At 61.9% G+C, this 14,282-nt stretch carries 14 protein-coding genes; 6 read left to right on the top strand and 8 right to left on the bottom strand.

The annotated features are described in order from the left end of the window. Positions 1-101: 101 nt before the first annotated feature. Both ACM6HV_RS10980 and ACM6HV_RS10975 read right to left on the bottom strand, forming a co-directional pair. Positions 102-956 carry a MaoC family dehydratase gene (locus ACM6HV_RS10980; RefSeq protein WP_414904189.1) on the bottom strand — a complete coding sequence of 285 codons (855 nt, stop codon included), beginning with the start codon at positions 954-956 and terminating at the stop codon, positions 102-104. Positions 957-958: 2 nt separating this feature from the next. Then, positions 959-2,311, bottom strand: a complete 1,353-nt coding sequence (locus ACM6HV_RS10975) for a 3-oxoacyl-ACP reductase (RefSeq protein ID WP_145596284.1) — start codon at positions 2,309-2,311, stop codon at positions 959-961. Positions 2,312-2,566: 255 nt separating this feature from the next. Here ACM6HV_RS10975 and ACM6HV_RS10970 point away from each other — a divergent pair, with 255 nt between their 5' ends. The 3 genes from ACM6HV_RS10970 (at position 2,567) to ACM6HV_RS10960 (ending at position 6,426) form a co-directional block, all read left to right on the top strand. Next, positions 2,567-3,844 carry an acetyl-CoA C-acetyltransferase gene (locus ACM6HV_RS10970; RefSeq protein WP_414904188.1) on the top strand — a complete coding sequence of 426 codons (1,278 nt, stop codon included), beginning with the start codon at positions 2,567-2,569 and terminating at the stop codon, positions 3,842-3,844. A gap of 238 nt (positions 3,845-4,082) precedes the next feature. Further along, complete coding sequence (locus ACM6HV_RS10965; RefSeq protein ID WP_041067990.1) at positions 4,083-4,979, top strand: PA4780 family RIO1-like protein kinase; 897 nt, start codon at positions 4,083-4,085, stop codon at positions 4,977-4,979. Positions 4,980-5,211: 232 nt separating this feature from the next. Next, positions 5,212-6,426, top strand: a complete 1,215-nt coding sequence (locus tag ACM6HV_RS10960; RefSeq protein WP_414904187.1) for an MFS transporter — start codon at positions 5,212-5,214, stop codon at positions 6,424-6,426. Here the strand turns inward: ACM6HV_RS10960 and cueR are convergent. The 3 genes from cueR to ACM6HV_RS10945 form a co-directional block, all read right to left on the bottom strand. Further along, the gene (gene cueR / locus ACM6HV_RS10955) at positions 6,380-6,793 is read right to left on the bottom strand and encodes a Cu(I)-responsive transcriptional regulator (RefSeq protein ID WP_007962968.1); all 414 of its coding nucleotides are present in this window, start codon (positions 6,791-6,793) and stop codon (positions 6,380-6,382) included. The two genes, ACM6HV_RS10960 and cueR, sit on opposite strands and share 47 nt — an antisense overlap. After that, the gene (locus tag ACM6HV_RS10950) at positions 6,790-9,183 is read right to left on the bottom strand and encodes a heavy metal translocating P-type ATPase (RefSeq protein WP_414904186.1); all 2,394 of its coding nucleotides are present in this window, start codon (positions 9,181-9,183) and stop codon (positions 6,790-6,792) included. Before ACM6HV_RS10950 ends, cueR begins: the two co-directional genes overlap by 4 nt. A gap of 163 nt (positions 9,184-9,346) precedes the next feature. Then, positions 9,347-9,730: a hypothetical protein gene (locus ACM6HV_RS10945; RefSeq protein WP_047291083.1), complete on the bottom strand. Its 384-nt coding sequence runs from the start codon at positions 9,728-9,730 to the stop codon at positions 9,347-9,349. 148 nt (positions 9,731-9,878) lie between these two features. Between ACM6HV_RS10945 and ACM6HV_RS10940 the strand changes: the two genes are divergently transcribed. After that, positions 9,879-10,079: a cation transporter gene (locus ACM6HV_RS10940; RefSeq protein ID WP_145596291.1), complete on the top strand. Its 201-nt coding sequence runs from the start codon at positions 9,879-9,881 to the stop codon at positions 10,077-10,079. A gap of 215 nt (positions 10,080-10,294) precedes the next feature. Beyond that, positions 10,295-11,497 carry a multidrug effflux MFS transporter gene (locus tag ACM6HV_RS10935; RefSeq protein WP_041067973.1) on the top strand — a complete coding sequence of 401 codons (1,203 nt, stop codon included), beginning with the start codon at positions 10,295-10,297 and terminating at the stop codon, positions 11,495-11,497. Positions 11,498-11,500: 3 nt separating this feature from the next. Here the strand turns inward: ACM6HV_RS10935 and ACM6HV_RS10930 are convergent, their stop codons facing one another. From ACM6HV_RS10930 to ACM6HV_RS10920, 3 genes are all read right to left on the bottom strand, one after another. Further along, positions 11,501-11,674 (bottom strand): hypothetical protein, encoded by a 174-nt coding sequence (locus tag ACM6HV_RS10930; protein WP_169842458.1) that lies wholly within the window; start codon positions 11,672-11,674, stop codon positions 11,501-11,503. A 153-nt stretch (positions 11,675-11,827) separates the two neighbouring features. Continuing rightward, entirely contained in the window at positions 11,828-12,841 is a 1,014-nt protein-coding gene (locus tag ACM6HV_RS10925) for a zinc-binding alcohol dehydrogenase family protein (protein ID WP_414904185.1), read from the bottom strand. A 32-nt stretch (positions 12,842-12,873) separates the two neighbouring features. After that, complete coding sequence (locus tag ACM6HV_RS10920; RefSeq protein ID WP_414904184.1) at positions 12,874-13,167, bottom strand: putative quinol monooxygenase; 294 nt, start codon at positions 13,165-13,167, stop codon at positions 12,874-12,876. 118 nt (positions 13,168-13,285) lie between these two features. Between ACM6HV_RS10920 and ACM6HV_RS10915 the strand changes: the two genes are divergently transcribed. Continuing rightward, positions 13,286-14,215: a LysR family transcriptional regulator gene (locus ACM6HV_RS10915; RefSeq protein ID WP_414904183.1), complete on the top strand. Its 930-nt coding sequence runs from the start codon at positions 13,286-13,288 to the stop codon at positions 14,213-14,215. The last annotated feature ends 67 nt before the right edge of the window (positions 14,216-14,282 follow it).

Genomic DNA, 14,282 nt, shown 5'->3' with positions numbered 1-14,282 from the left:
AAGCCTTGAAAATCAAGGCTGGGAGTTTTCCAGGGCGCCGCGTGAAGGGCGGAAAAACTTAAGTGATATATACACAATTTACAGGCTTGCCGGGGGTGGAATCAGGCAACCGGTTGCCACTGACCAACCATATGCTCCAGATCGCCAGCACCGATCAGGCGCAACTCGCCGCTGGACCCCGGCGCACTCGCCAGCAACGAAACCTCACTGGGCAAACGCACCGGTTTGCGAAAGTGCACGACGATTTCCAGGTTGGCTTTTGGCAAGTGATCGGCCAGTGCCGCAAGGGTTCGTGCCTTGTTCCACAAGCCGTGAGCAATCGCCGTGGGGAAACCGAACAGTTTGGCACTGGCGGCGCTCAGGTGAATCGGGTTGTAGTCGCCCGAGACCTTGGCGTATTGCCGACCAATATCGGCCGGCGCTGTCCACTGCGCCACCTGGGTCAGAGGCTGCGCAGGTTCCCACTGTTGTTCCACAGGTTCGCCGTCGAGTTTCACTCCGCGACAGAGCATCTGGCTTTCGGCTTCCCACAGCGGCCCGAGTTGATCATCGAGGGTGGTCAATACATCGAAGGTTGCCCCTTTGGGATGCGGCTGCAGGTTGTGCACGCGGACGCTGACTTGTGCGCGACTGATTCCGCCCATCGGCCGCCATACACGGATGCGATTGCTCAGATGAATCAACCCCAGCAGCGGGAACGGAAAATCCTTCTGCGTGAGCAATTGCATTTGCAGGGCGAATGCGAGGATGTGTGGATAAGTCGGCGGCAGCAGGCCGTCATCGGCAAAGCCGCAGACCTTTCGATAAGCCGCCAGCTTCTGGCCGTCGACATCGATCCAGCAGCGCAAGCCGCTGTCGGGCAGTCGAGTGCCGGTGATCTTGCGCCGGGTCGCGGCCCGTGCATACAGACCGGGCAGGCTCGGTTCGCGGTCGAGGATGTGCCATTCAATGCTCATGTCTACGCCCCCAGAACACTTTGTCCACAGACCCGCAGCGCCTGGCCGGTGAACGCGCCAGTGCCCGGTTGGGCCAGCCACGCCACGGCTTCGGCGACATCTTGCGGTAAACCGCCCTGGCCCAGCGAACTCATGCGCCGCCCGGCCTCCCGCAGGCCGAACGGAATGTGCGCGGTCATCTGGGTTTCGATGAAGCCCGGCGCCACGGCGTTGATGCTGATGCCGCGTTCGTGCAGCGTCGGCGCCCAAGCCTGGGCCAGGCCGATCAGGCCGGCCTTGCTCGCGGCGTAGTTGGTCTGTCCGCGATTGCCGGCGATACCGCTGATCGAGGCCAGCAGAATGACCCGCGCGTTGTCGTGCAAGGTGCCGCTGTCGAGCAGGGCCTTGGTCAGCACCTGCGGCGCATTGAGGTTGACCGCCAGCACCGCATCCCAGAATTCCGGGGTCATGTTGGCCAGGGTCTTGTCGCGGGTGATCCCGGCGTTGTGCACCAGAATGTCGAGACCGTCCGGCAGTTGTTCGATCAATTGCGCAGCGGCGTCTTCAGCGCAAATGTCGAGGGTGATCGCCCGGCCGCCGAGCCGCGCGGCGAGGGCTTCCAGATCGGTCCTGGCCGGCGGCACATCGAGCAGAATCACCTCGGCGCCATCGCGGGCCAGGGTTTCGGCGATGGATGCGCCGATCCCGCGTGCCGCACCGGTGACCAGCGCCTTGCGTCCGGCCAATGGCCGCGTCCAGTCGGTGACGTGCGTGGCGCACGCGGTCAGGCGAATCACTTGCCCGGAGACAAAGGCACTTTTCGGCGAGAGGAAAAATCGCAGCGGGCCTTCCAGTTGCTCTTCGGCGCCCTCACCGACATAGATCAGTTGCAGCGTACCGCCGCTGCGCAGCTCCTTGGCCAGCGAGCGCGAGAAACCTTCAAGTGCCCGTTGTGCGCTGGAGGCAAAGGGATCGCGCAGGGTTTCCGGAGCGCGGCCGAGAATCACCAGGTGCGCACTGTGGTCGAGGTTTTTCATCAGCGGCTGGAAGAATTCGCGCAGCTGTTTGAGCTGGTCGGTGTGCTGCAGGTCGCTGGCGTCGAACACCACGGCCTTGAGTTTCGGCCCGTGCCCGGGAATCCACGCGGTGGCCAGCGACGGTTCGGTGCCGTAGCTGTAGATCGCATCGGTCAGGCGGTTGGCGAATGCAATGACCCGCTCGGCCAGCGGCCCGCCGCCGATCAGCAGGGCGCCGTCTACCGGCCGCAGGCGCCCGGCCTGCCAGCGTTCCAGCCGCACCGGCGACGGCAGGCCCAACGCCCCGACCAGACGATGGCCGATGGATGAGTTGGCGAAGTCGATATAGCGGTCAGACATGGAACGCTCTCCAAAAGTTGGGGTTCAAAGTGTGGACTACCAACGGCAATCAATCGTTCGATCCACGCAATAAGGCCTACGCTTGAACACTGAGGTTTAGCAGGTCTTGCAGACAAATGCGGACCTTGTGGGAGCGAGCTTGCTCGCGAAGGCGGCTTGTCAGCCAATGTAACTGTTGGATGTGCCGGCCCTTCGCGAGCAAGCTCGCTCCCACAGGGATTGTTTTCAGGTCTGAAATCAAACAAGGAGCTTTTCATGAGTCAGCTGCGCCGCGTCGCCATCATCGGTGGTAACCGTATTCCTTTCGCCCGCTCCAACGGGCCGTACGCCACCGCCAGCAATCAGGTGATGCTCACCGCCGCGCTTGAAGGCCTGATCGAACGCTACAACCTGCACGGCCAGCGCATCGGCGAAGTGGTGGCGGGGGCGGTGCTTAAATTGTCACGGGATATGAATCTGACCCGCGAGTGCGTGCTCGGCTCGCGGCTGTCGCCCACCACCCCGGCCTATGACATCCAGCAAGCCTGCGGCACCGGGCTAGAGGCGGCGCTGCTGGTGGCGAACAAAATCGCCCTCGGCCAGATCGATTGCGGCATCGCTGGCGGCGTCGACACCACGTCGGACGCGCCGATCAGCGTCAGCGAAGGCTTGCGCAAAATCCTCTTGCAGGCCAACCGCGCGAAGACCACCGGCGACAAGCTGAAAACCTTGCTGCAACTGCGTCCGCGGCACTTGATTCCGGAATTTCCGCGTAACGGCGAGCCACGCACCGGCCTGTCGATGGGCCAGCACTGCGAACTGATGGCGCAGACCTGGAACATTCCTCGTGAAGAGCAGGATCAACTGGCCCTCGAAAGCCATCACAAACTCGCCGCGTCCTACAGCGAAGGCTGGCACAACGACCTGATGACGCCGTTTCTCGGTCTGACCCGCGACAACAACCTGCGCCCGGACCTGACCCTGGAAAAACTCGCCACGCTCAAACCGGCCTTCGAAAAAAGCCCGAAGGGGACGCTGACGGCGGGCAACTCCACACCGCTCACCGACGGTGCCTCGGTGGTGCTGCTGGGCAGTGAAGAATGGGCGAAAGAGCGTGGTTTGCCGATCCTTGCCTATCTGCGTGACGGTGAAGCGGCGGCCGTGGATTTCGTCAACGGCGCCGAAGGGCTGTTAATGGCGCCGGTGTATGCGGTGCCGCGTCTGCTGGCGCGCAATGGCCTGACCTTGCAGGACTTCGACTACTACGAAATTCACGAAGCGTTCGCCGCGCAGGTGCTGTGCACGCTCAAGGCCTGGGAAGACCCCGAATACTGCAAGACCCGTCTTGGACTGGATGCGCCGCTCGGTTCGATCGATCGCAGCCGCTTGAATGTCAAAGGCAGCTCGCTGGCGGCGGGGCATCCGTTTGCCGCGACGGGCGGGCGGATTGTCGCCAATCTGGCGAAATTGCTGGATGCGGCGGGCAAAGGCAGAGGACTGATCTCGATCTGCGCTGCCGGCGGCCAGGGTGTCACCGCAATCATCGAACGCTGAGCGCAATCCCTCAGGGGAAATGCATGCGATGTCAGATTCTGTCGCAAATGCCCTCGACGACCGATCACTACAAGCCCGGTGGGCTCGGCTATGATCGGCAACGGTCGGTCGATTATTTCGGCACAGTGTGTGCATCCACAGGGTTCACAGGTCGGCAACCCCTCCCCGTAGCGCGAGGATTGCCGTATAACGAGTGACATTCGCGTGTTTGGTAATAAAGGACCCACAATAAAAGCTGATGAAGACTCCAAAACGCATTGAACCCCTGATCGAAGACGGTCTGGTCGACGAAGTGCTGCGCCCACTCATGAGTGGTAAAGAAGCAGCTGTTTATGTGGTGCGCTGCGGTAACCAGTTACGTTGCGCGAAGGTCTACAAGGAGGCGAACAAACGCAGTTTCCGCCAGGCAGCCGAGTATCAGGAAGGGCGCAAGGTGCGTAACAGCCGGCAGGCGCGGGCGATGGCCAAGGGTTCGAAATTCGGTCGCAAGGAGACCGAAGACGCCTGGCAGAACGCCGAAGTCGCGGCGCTGTTCCGGCTGGCCGGAGCCGGCGTGCGAGTGCCCAAGCCGTATGATTTTCTCGATGGCGTGCTGCTGATGGAACTGGTGGCCGACGAATACGGTGATGCCGCGCCGCGTCTGAACGACGTGGTGCTGGAGCCGGATCAGGCCCGCGAGTATCACGCGTTCCTGATCTCGCAGATCGTGTTGATGTTGTGTACCGGTCTGGTGCACGGTGACCTCTCGGAGTTCAACGTGCTGCTGACCCCGACAGGTCCTGTGATCATCGACCTGCCGCAGGCAGTGGATGCCGCTGGTAACAACCACGCGTTCAGCATGCTGGAGCGTGATGTGGGCAACATGGCTTCGTACTTCGGGCGCTTTGCCCCGGAGCTGAAGAAAACCCGTTATGCGAAAGAAATGTGGGCGCTGTACGAAGCCGGCACCTTGCACCCGAACAGTGTGCTGACCGGCGAGTTCGACGATCCTGAAGACCTGGCCGACGTTGGCGGAGTGTTGCGCGAGATCGAAGCGGCGCGTCTGGATGAAGAGCGCAAGCAGGCTATCCGTGCCGCCGACGATGCGCCCAAAGGCAAGTCCGACGAACCACCGCCGCCACCGTGGATGCAGTGAGCGCTTGAACACAAACCCGGCTTCGGCCGGGTTTTTTGTGCCCTGTATTTTTCCGGAGACCACCCCAAATTCCCTGTGGGAGCGAGCCTGCTCGCGAAGGGGCCTTACCAGTCACCATCCTTGTTGACTGACATACCGCTTTCGCGAGCAGGCTCGCTCCCACAGAGGATGGGTGGTGTTGCTAATAGTTGTGTGTGAATCTGTCCGGCCTCGGCACACTCAAGGACTGATTGTGATCACCCCACGCAACACCCAACTGATCATCAGCGCCCGGCTGATCTCCGACTTCGGCGCTTTCCTCAACATGGTCGCGCTGGCGACTTACGTTTACCTGCTGAGCAACAGCGCCATGAGCGTCGGGGTGTTTCTCGCCAGTCGTGTCGGCGGGGGGATTTTTGCCAGCCTGATTGGCACGCGGTTCTATCGGCGCTGGAACGGCCGGGGGCCGCTGATTGCCTTCGATCTGCTGCGCGCGGTGTTACTGGGCCTGCTGTTGATCTTGCCGATGAGCCAGCAGGCGTTGATGTTGCCGGTGATCGCTTTCGGCCTGGGTTTTGGCAACTCGATGTTCGCCATCGGCCTCAACAGTCAATTGCCGAGGCTGATCGAAGCCGCGCAGCTACTGAAAACCAATACCTGGCTCACGTCGGCTTCATCGGCGGCAATGGTTGGTGGCAGCCTGGTGTCCGGTTTGCTGGTGGCGGCGTTCGGTTTCGAAACGGTGTTTGCGCTAAACGCATTGACCTATGTGCTGGCGGCGCTGTTGATTACGCCGTTGCGCTTCGCCGCTGCAGACGTCTGCGAACAATCGACCAACGAACGCAGCGAATGGTCAGCCCTGAAACAAGGCCTGCGCAGCGCTCCGGTGATTGCGGCGATGCTCGCCGTGACCATGGCCGACACCTTGGGCAGTGCCGCGCACAACGTCGGCTTCCCGATCATCTCCAAACTGCTGACACCCGATTCGGCCAGCACCACGCTCGGCCTGATGCTGGCGGTGTGGGCCAGCGGCAAACTGCTGGGTGCGCGGATTGCCAGTCGCCTCAAAGGTTCTGATAACCGTAATCTGGAGCGACGGTATTTCTTCGGCGTGGCGTTGATGTCCTGCGGTTTTATCCTGATGTTCCAGCAGCACAGCCTTCTCGGTCTGCTGCTGTTTTCCCTGCCGGCGGGGTTGGGGGACGGCATTTCCGAGGTCGGCCTGATGTCGCGCCTGCAACGCGAACCGGAGCATTTGCGCCTGCCGGTCTTCAGCTTCCTGACCTTGCTGCAAATGACCGGGTTCGGTGTCGGCATGTTGATTGCCGCGCCGTTCTACGGCTGGTGGACGCCGGGTGCCGTGGTGCTGCTGTTTCACGGCATCCCGCTCGGTACGTTGTTGACCGTTAAGCTGTTGGCGCTCAGGCGCGGGCGGGTTGCGCGCAGCAGCCCGACGCCAGTTCCTTGAGGATCGGGCAGTCGGGGCGATGGTCGCCATTACAGTGCTCGACCAGGTCCTGCAGGGTGTCGCGCAGCTCGCCGAGTTCGCGGATCTTCTGGTTCAGCTCGTCAATATGCTGCCGTGCCAGGGCTTTCACATCGGCGCTGGCGCGCTGGCGATCCTGCCACAGGGTCAGCAGCTTGCCGACTTCTTCCAGAGAAAATCCCAGGTCCCGCGAACGCTTGATGAACGCCAGCGTGTGCAGGTCATCATCGCTGTAGACACGGTAGCCGCTGTCGGTGCGATGGGCAGCCTTGAGCAGGCCGATCGACTCGTAATAGCGGATCATCTTTGCGCTCAGGCCACTGTGCCTGGCCGCTTGGCCGATGTTCATCGGTGCTCCTCCAGATCCTTCGGTTTCCAGGTTTTCAACAGTAGCGCATTGCTCACCACGCTGACGCTCGATAGCGCCATCGCCGCACCGGCCAGCACCGGGTTGAGAAAACCGAACGCCGCCAGCGGAATGCCGATCAGGTTGTAGACGAAGGCCCAGAACAGATTCTGGCGGATCTTCGCGTAGGTCTTGCGGCTGATCTCCAGCGCGGCGGGCACCAGTCGTGGATCGCCGCGCATCAAGGTAATACCGGCCGCGTGCATGGCCACGTCGGTGCCGCCGCCCATGGCGATGCCGATGTCCGCTGCGGCCAATGCCGGGGCGTCGTTGATGCCATCACCGACCATCGCCACCACCCCGGTTTTTTTCAGTTCGGCGACGGTGGCGGCTTTGTCGGCGGGCAGCACTTCGGCGTGCACGTTCTCGATGCCCAACGCCTCGGCGACGACTTTCGCGCTGCCGCGGTTGTCGCCGGTCAGCAGATGGCTGTGGATACCCCGGGCGGCCAGTTGTTGCACCGCTTGCAGTGCGCCGGCCTTGAGTGTGTCACCGAACGCGAACAACCCGAGCACCCGTGGCTGCGGGCTTTGTTCGATCAGCCACGACAGGGTCCGGCCTTCCGCTTCCCACGCCTGGGCGGCCCCGGCGAGATCACCCGCGTTGAGGCCGCTTTCCTCCAGCATACGCCGGTTGCCCAGCGCCAGGCGCCGCCCGTCAAGATGGCCGGCGATGCCGCGCCCGGTCAGGGACTGGCTGTCGCTGACATCGGGCACGCTCAGCCCGCGCTCGGCGGCCGCGTCCAGCACAGCTTTGGCCAGCGGATGTTCGCTGCCGCGCTGCAGGGCGCCGGCCAGTGTCAGCAGGGTATTTTCATCGCCATCCAGCGCACTGAAATGGGCGATGCGCGGCGTACCGGACGTCAGCGTGCCGGTCTTGTCGAAGACCACGTTGTCGACCTCATGGGCTCGCTCCAGTGCTTCGGCGTCCTTGATCAGAATGCCGTGACGCGCGGCCACACCGGTGCCGGCCATGATGGCCGTCGGCGTGGCGAGGCCGAGGGCACACGGACAAGCGATCACCAGCACGGCGACAGCGTTGATCAACGCGGTTTCCATAGGCGCGCCGTACAGCCACCAGCCCATCAACGTGACGAGGGCAATCAGCAACACGGTGGGCACGAACACCTGGCTGACTTTATCCACCAGTTTCTGGATCGGCGCTTTCGCTGCCTGGGCGTCTTCCACCAGCCGAATGATCCGCGCCAGCACGCTTTCCGCGCCGAGGGCGGTGGTGCGTACCAGCAGGCGGCCTTCGCCGTTGATCGCACCGCCGGTGACCTGGTCGCCGGGCTGTTTTGGCACCGGCAGGCTCTCGCCGCTGATCAGCGCTTCGTCAGCGTGGCTCTGGCCTTCCAGCACTTCACCGTCCACCGGGAAGCGTTCACCGGGTTTGACCAGCACCTGATCATTAAGGCGCAGGGCGCTGATCGCGACGTCTTGTTCGCGACCGTCGATGACTTGAATCGCCCGTTCCGGGCGCAAGGCTTCGAGGGCACGGATGGCGCTGGCGGTCTGGCGCTTGGCGCGGCTTTCCAGATATTTGCCGAGCAGCACCAGGGCGATCACCACGGCTGAGGCTTCGAAATACAGATGCGGCATGCGCCCGGCGGCGGTGGCCCATTCGTACAGGCTCAGGCCATAACCGGCGCTGGTGCCGAGGGCCACCAGCAAGTCCATGTTGCCGGCGCCAGCGCGCACGGCTTTCCACGCGGCCACATAAAATCGCGCGCCGAAAATGAATTGCACCGGCGTGGCAAGGGCAAATTGCACCCAGGCGGGAAGCATCCAGTGAATGCCGAACGGTTGCAGCAGCATTGGCAGCACCAGCGGCAAGGCCAGAGCGATGGCGCAGATCAGCGCCCAGCGTTCATGTTGCAGGCGCTGTTGCTGGTTATCCGCTGCGGGATGTTCGGCTTGCCAGACGCTGGCCGAGTAACCGGCCTTGCTCACGGCGTCGAGCAGCAATTGCGGATCGATCTGACCGAGCAATTCGAGGTGGGCGCGTTCGTTGGCGAGGTTGACGCTGACGCTCCTCACCCCGGGGACTTTGTTCAGGGCGCGCTCGACGCGACCGACGCACGAGGCGCAGGTCATGCCGTCGATGCTCAGTTCCACGGTTTGTTGTGGGACGCTGTAACCGGCGCGTTCAACCGCCTCCATCAACGCTGGCAAGCTGTCACCGGGTGCCTGGACGCGGGCCTGTTCGGTGGCGAGATTGACGCTGACGTCACTGGCGCCGCTGACGTTGCGCAACGCCCGCTCGACACGCCCGGCGCAACTGGCGCAGGTCATGCCGGCAATCGGCAGATCGAAAGTGATGGAATCGGACATCGGTCTTACTCCCTGTAGAAGATGTCTACAAGGATCAACCTTGCCATGCGGGCAAGGTCAAGCGCCAATCTGAAAAGCAAAAGATCGCAGCCTTCGGCAGCTCCTACAGGTGGATTGCATTCCAATGCAGGAGCTGCCGAAGGCTGCGATCTTTTTCATTGACTCAATATTCGAGGGCGGCAGGTCGCAGGTACAGCCCTTTGGCGTTGGCCGCGATCCGGTACTTGAGCACATCGCCGGCCTTGAGCGAGATCTGCTGCGCGGGCGGCGCGAGCATGCCTGCCTGGCACCCCGGCATCTGGCCAGGCAATTGTTTCAGGCGAATGGAAATCGTGCCGTGCGGCAGGTTGAACGAAGTGGTCTGCTCCTGAAGCAGGCGCGCCGCCAGTTCGTCATTGAGATATACGCCAATCTCGCAGGAAGTCGGCACTTCCAGGCGCTCGCGCGAGATGATCAGAACCGCATAGTCCTCGCCGGTTGCATTGGCCTGAGGCAGGGCGGCAAAGAGGCTGAGCAAGCCAAACAGGCTGAAAGCTGACCAGCGCATGGCTGAATCTCCTGAATTTGAGTCATTGATGCACGCAGCTTGGCTGAGCGCAGCGCCGATTGCCAGCCCGGCAGTTTTACGCAGAACTTGACCTTGCCATGGTGGCAAGCTCGACACTGCCGGCAACCTCACTCAAAGGAGTCCCTCCATGCAAGTGTTCAGCGTTCAAGGCATGTCCTGCGGCCACTGTGTCAAAGCCATCACCAACGCCGTGCAGGCGAAAGATCCGGCGGCGAGCGTGCGGGTCGATCTGGCGGCCAAAGAAGTCGGCGTCGAGAGTTCGCTCAGCCCCGAGCAGGTGATCGAGATCATCAGCGAAGAGGGCTACCCGGTAAAACTCGCCGGATGATCAAAAGCCAAAAGATCGCAGCCTTCGGCAGCTCCTACAGGAAACGCATTCCAATGTAGGAGCTGCCGAAGGCTGCGATCTTTTGATCTTTGCAGGCAAACTCCACAGTGCAGTTCGTCTGACTTTTTAATAGTTAGCGAGCTATCGGAATGTTCAAGGTGTCTTTGCGCGGCTAGACTGTCGGGCTGCCGACTCCAATCCAACCTGGATGCCTGATGAACTTCCGTACCATTCTGATTCTCGGTGCCTTGAGCGCCTTCGGTCCGCTGGCGATCGACTTCTATCTGCCGGCGTTCCCGTCAATGGCGCTGGCCTTTGGCACCGATGAAAAGCACGTCCAACTGACCCTGGCAGCGTATTTCGCCGGTCTGTCGATCGGGCAGTTGTTGTATGGCCCGGTGGCCGACCGTTTTGGTCGGCGCCTGCCGCTGCTGGTCGGTGTCGGCTTGTTCACGCTGGCCTCGTTAGCCTGCGCCTATGCGCCGAATCTGCAATGGCTGATCGGGGCCCGCTTCGTCCAGGCCTTGGGCGGCTGCGCGGGGATGGTGATTTCCCGGGCGGTGGTCAGCGACAAATGCGATGCCGTCGGATCGGCGAAAGTCTTCTCGCAGTTGATGCTGGTGATGGGTTTGGCGCCAATCCTCGCACCATTGCTCGGCGGTCTGCTGGTCAACACCACGGGCTGGCAGTCGATCTTCCTCGTGCTGACTGGCTTTAGTGCACTGGCCGGCCTCGCTGTGGCGCTGGGGTTACCGGAAAGCCTGCCGGCCTATGTGCCGCGCCAGCCGCTGTCCGGTGCGTTGCGTCAATACGGTCGGTTGTTCGGCGACCGGGTGTTTCTCGGCCACGCACTGACCGGCGGTATCGCGGTCGCCGGGATGTTTTCCTACATCGCCGGCTCACCATTTGTCTTCATCAAACTGTACGGCGTACCCGCCGAGCATTTCGGCTGGCTGTTCGGCACCAATGCAGCGGGTTTCATTCTGGTGGCTCAGGTCAACGCGCGGCTGCTGGCCAAGCGCGGTCCGTCCTTCCTGCTGGCGCGAGCGGTATGGGTATACCTGTTGGCCGGCGTTTCGCTGCTCGCGGTCAGCGCGATGCACACCGAAGCATTGTGGCCGCTGTTGATTCCGTTGTTCGTGTGCATTGCCAGCCTCGGCTGCATCCTGCCCAATGCTGCGGCATGCGCGATGAATGGCCAGGGCGCGCGCGCCGGGAGTGCCTCGGCGCTGATGGGCTGCCTGCAATTCAGCGTGGCCTCCGGCGCGGCCTCGCTGGTGGGTGTCCTGCACGATGGCAGCGCCATGCCGATGGCCATGGTCATCAGCCTGTGCGGACTACTGGTGGTGAGCATTGCGATGTACACCCGGCGTTTGCAGAATGCCCGGGCACTGGCTCAAGCACAGGCCGAAGCCTGAACTTCAGCCGACGGCGCGTTGTTGTCCGGGCTGGGGAATCTGATGGGGCGCGTGCAGGCGCGCTTCGAGGGTGCGGGTGAAGGCGAGCGCCTCGGCTTCACTGCGAAAGGTCACGGCGTGCTGGTCCAGACGAACCTGCCATTGAGACTTTGCCACTTCTTTTATCAGGATCTTCATTGCTGACCTCCCTCGTGTAAAAGATGCATCGCAGAGGTTTCGAGTGTAGACCTGAATACGATCGCATTTGTGACAACGATCAAGCATCTGACTGACGGCAAAAAACAGCGCCGGCCCTTAAAAGGACTGGCGCTGATGACGACGTTCGGTTTTTCAGAAACTTTCTAAAACAATTTTGCCCTTGGCTTTGCCGCTTTCCAGCAACTCGTGCGCGCGTCGCAGGTTCGCCGCATTGATCGTGCCGAAATGCTCGCCCACCGTAGTCTTCAAGGTCCCCGCATCAATCAGCTCGGCCACGCGGTTGAGCAGTTTGTGCTGTTCGATCATGTCCGGGGTTTCGAACAGCGAGCGGGTGTACATGAATTCCCAGTGCAGCGACAGGCTCTTGCGCTTGAGTTTGCTCACGTCCAGTGACTTAGGATCGTCGATCAGCGCCAGTTTGCCTTGCGGCGCCAAGGCCTCGACCAGTTGATCGAGGTGCAGATCGGTCTGGGTCAGGCTGGCGACGTGGGTCACGTGATCGATGCCGGCGCGCTGCAGCTCTTCGCTCAACGGCTGGCTGTGATCGATCACCAGATCGGCGCCCAGCTCAGTCACCCAGTCGCGAGTCTGTGCACGGGACGCGGTACCGATCACCTTCAGGCCGGTCAACTGGCGGGCCAGTTGGGTGAGGATCGAACCGACACCGCCAGCGGCGCCGACGATCAGCAGGCTTTGACCTTCATCGGTCTTGCCCTCACGGATCTGCAGGCGTTCGAACAGCAATTCCCACGCGGTGATCGCGGTCAGCGGCAGGGCAGCGGCTTCGGCGAAACCCAGGGACTTGGGCATGTGGCCGACAATCCGCTCATCCACCACGTGCAGTTCGCTGTTGCCACCGGCACGGGCGATGGAGCCGGCGTAGAACACCTTGTCGCCGGCCTTGAACAGCGTCACTTCACTGCCGACGGCTTTGACCACGCCGGCGACGTCCCAGCCCAGCACTTTTGCCGCGCCGTTTTCCGGCGCCACGTTCTGCCGCACCTTGGTGTCGACCGGGTTGACCGAGATGGCTTTGACTTCCACCAGCAGGTCGCGCGGGCCGGCGACCGGCTCCGGCAGTTCGATGTCTTGCAGGGAATTTTCGTCGCTGATCGGCAGGGAAGCGTAATAGGCGATGGCTTTCATGATTTGCTCCGTAACGGTAATAGAAGAAGGGCTCAGGCGATGCTGCCCAGGCGTTTCAATTGGAAGTGTTCGATACAGTGGCCGGCTGTGGCCTGGAAATTCTGGAAGTGCGCGCTGGCGTTGTGCGCCGAAAGGATTTCCTCGCTGGCCCAGTGTTCGATCACATAAAAGGTCAGCGGATCGGCGAGGTCGCGATGCAGGTCGTACTGGCTGCAGCCTTCTTCGGCGCGACTCGGCTCAACCAGTTCGCGCAGGGCGTTTTCGAGGGTGTCCTGTTGACCGGGTTTAGCGATCAGGGTGGCGATGGCGGTGAATGCTTTGGACATGTTTGGCTCCAGTCGCGGGATAAATGGGCTTGGGCCAATCATTGGCTATTTCTCGGCGCGATAAAACCGGCTAAAAGAGCAGTCTCTTTCAATTTTATTTTGATAATCGAGGCTGAGAATGCTGCGTTTCGACGATTTACAGTTGTTCGTTCGCGCTGCGGACTTGGGCAGTCTGTCGGCAGCCGCGCGAGTGATGGACATGTCTGCCGCGGTGGCCAGCGCCGCGCTCAAGCGTATCGAACAGCAACTGGGCGTGCGCTTGCTGGCGCGTTCGACCCGCAGCCTGCGCCTGACCGCCGAGGGCGAAGGCTTTCTCGAATATGCCCGGGCCGCGCTCGGTTCGCTGGACGAAGGCCGGCGTTTTCTCTCCAGCGCGCAGGATCAGGTCAGCGGCATCCTGCAGTTGTCGGCGCCCTCGGATTTCGGGCGCAACATGTTGTTGCCCTGGCTCGACGAGTTTCAGCGCGAGCACCCGAAGCTGACCGTGCGGCTGTTGCTCGGTGACCGTATCGCCGACCTGTTCCGCCAGCCAGTGGACATCGCCCTGCGCTACGGCGAACCGGAAGATTCAAGTCTGGTGGCCCTGCCCATCGCCCCGGACAATCGCCGCGTGCTCTGCGCCTCGCCGGCCTACCTGGCGCGCCACGGCGAGCCGCGTCAGCTCGAACAATTGGCGCAGCACAATTGCCTGCTGTACATGCTCGGCAGCCGCGTGCATGACCATTGGAGTTTTCATGACGGCAAGCGCGAAGTCGGACTGACGGTCAGTGGTGATCGCTTCAGTGATGACGCCGACGTCGTACGGTTGTGGGCGGTGGCGGGGGCGGGCATTGCTTATAAATCGTGGCTCGATGTCGGCACCGATGTCCTCGCCGGACGCCTCAAAGTGTTGCTGCCGGAGCTTCTCTGCGAGCGTGCTCCGCTGAATCTGTTGTGCGCCCATCGCGCGCAATTGAGTAAGCCGGTAAACCTTTTAAGGGAAATGCTCGCCAGCCGATGCGTCGAATTGAGTAGTCAATTTCCCCATTTCCCGAAAGTTGATCATTAGTCGCAGGCAATTAGCGAAATTTCACTCAGGAACTATCACCATTCGTGTCAGCCACGGCGCAGGAAGC

Source organism: Pseudomonas sp. IT-P260, from assembly GCF_949768395.1.
Taxonomy (GTDB): Bacteria; Pseudomonadota; Gammaproteobacteria; order Pseudomonadales; family Pseudomonadaceae; genus Aquipseudomonas; species Aquipseudomonas parakoreensis.
The sequence above is the reverse complement of the archived record's forward strand: the minus strand, read 5'-3'. Positions and strand labels throughout refer to the sequence as shown.

Coding starts and splice junctions, on each gene's coding strand:
- ACM6HV_RS10980 (WP_414904189.1), bottom strand. CDS start 956: ATGAGCATTGAATGGCACATCCTCGACCGCGAACCGAGCCTGCCCGGT.
- ACM6HV_RS10975 (WP_145596284.1), bottom strand. CDS start 2,311: ATGTCTGACCGCTATATCGACTTCGCCAACTCATCCATCGGCCATCGT.
- ACM6HV_RS10970 (WP_414904188.1), top strand. CDS start 2,567: ATGAGTCAGCTGCGCCGCGTCGCCATCATCGGTGGTAACCGTATTCCT.
- ACM6HV_RS10965 (WP_041067990.1), top strand. CDS start 4,083: ATGAAGACTCCAAAACGCATTGAACCCCTGATCGAAGACGGTCTGGTC.
- cueR (WP_007962968.1), bottom strand. CDS start 6,793: ATGAACATCGGCCAAGCGGCCAGGCACAGTGGCCTGAGCGCAAAGATG.
- ACM6HV_RS10950 (WP_414904186.1), bottom strand. CDS start 9,183: ATGTCCGATTCCATCACTTTCGATCTGCCGATTGCCGGCATGACCTGC.
- ACM6HV_RS10945 (WP_047291083.1), bottom strand. CDS start 9,730: ATGCGCTGGTCAGCTTTCAGCCTGTTTGGCTTGCTCAGCCTCTTTGCC.
- ACM6HV_RS10940 (WP_145596291.1), top strand. CDS start 9,879: ATGCAAGTGTTCAGCGTTCAAGGCATGTCCTGCGGCCACTGTGTCAAA.
- ACM6HV_RS10935 (WP_041067973.1), top strand. CDS start 10,295: ATGAACTTCCGTACCATTCTGATTCTCGGTGCCTTGAGCGCCTTCGGT.
- ACM6HV_RS10930 (WP_169842458.1), bottom strand. CDS start 11,674: ATGAAGATCCTGATAAAAGAAGTGGCAAAGTCTCAATGGCAGGTTCGT.
- ACM6HV_RS10925 (WP_414904185.1), bottom strand. CDS start 12,841: ATGAAAGCCATCGCCTATTACGCTTCCCTGCCGATCAGCGACGAAAAT.
- ACM6HV_RS10920 (WP_414904184.1), bottom strand. CDS start 13,167: ATGTCCAAAGCATTCACCGCCATCGCCACCCTGATCGCTAAACCCGGT.
- ACM6HV_RS10915 (WP_414904183.1), top strand. CDS start 13,286: ATGCTGCGTTTCGACGATTTACAGTTGTTCGTTCGCGCTGCGGACTTG.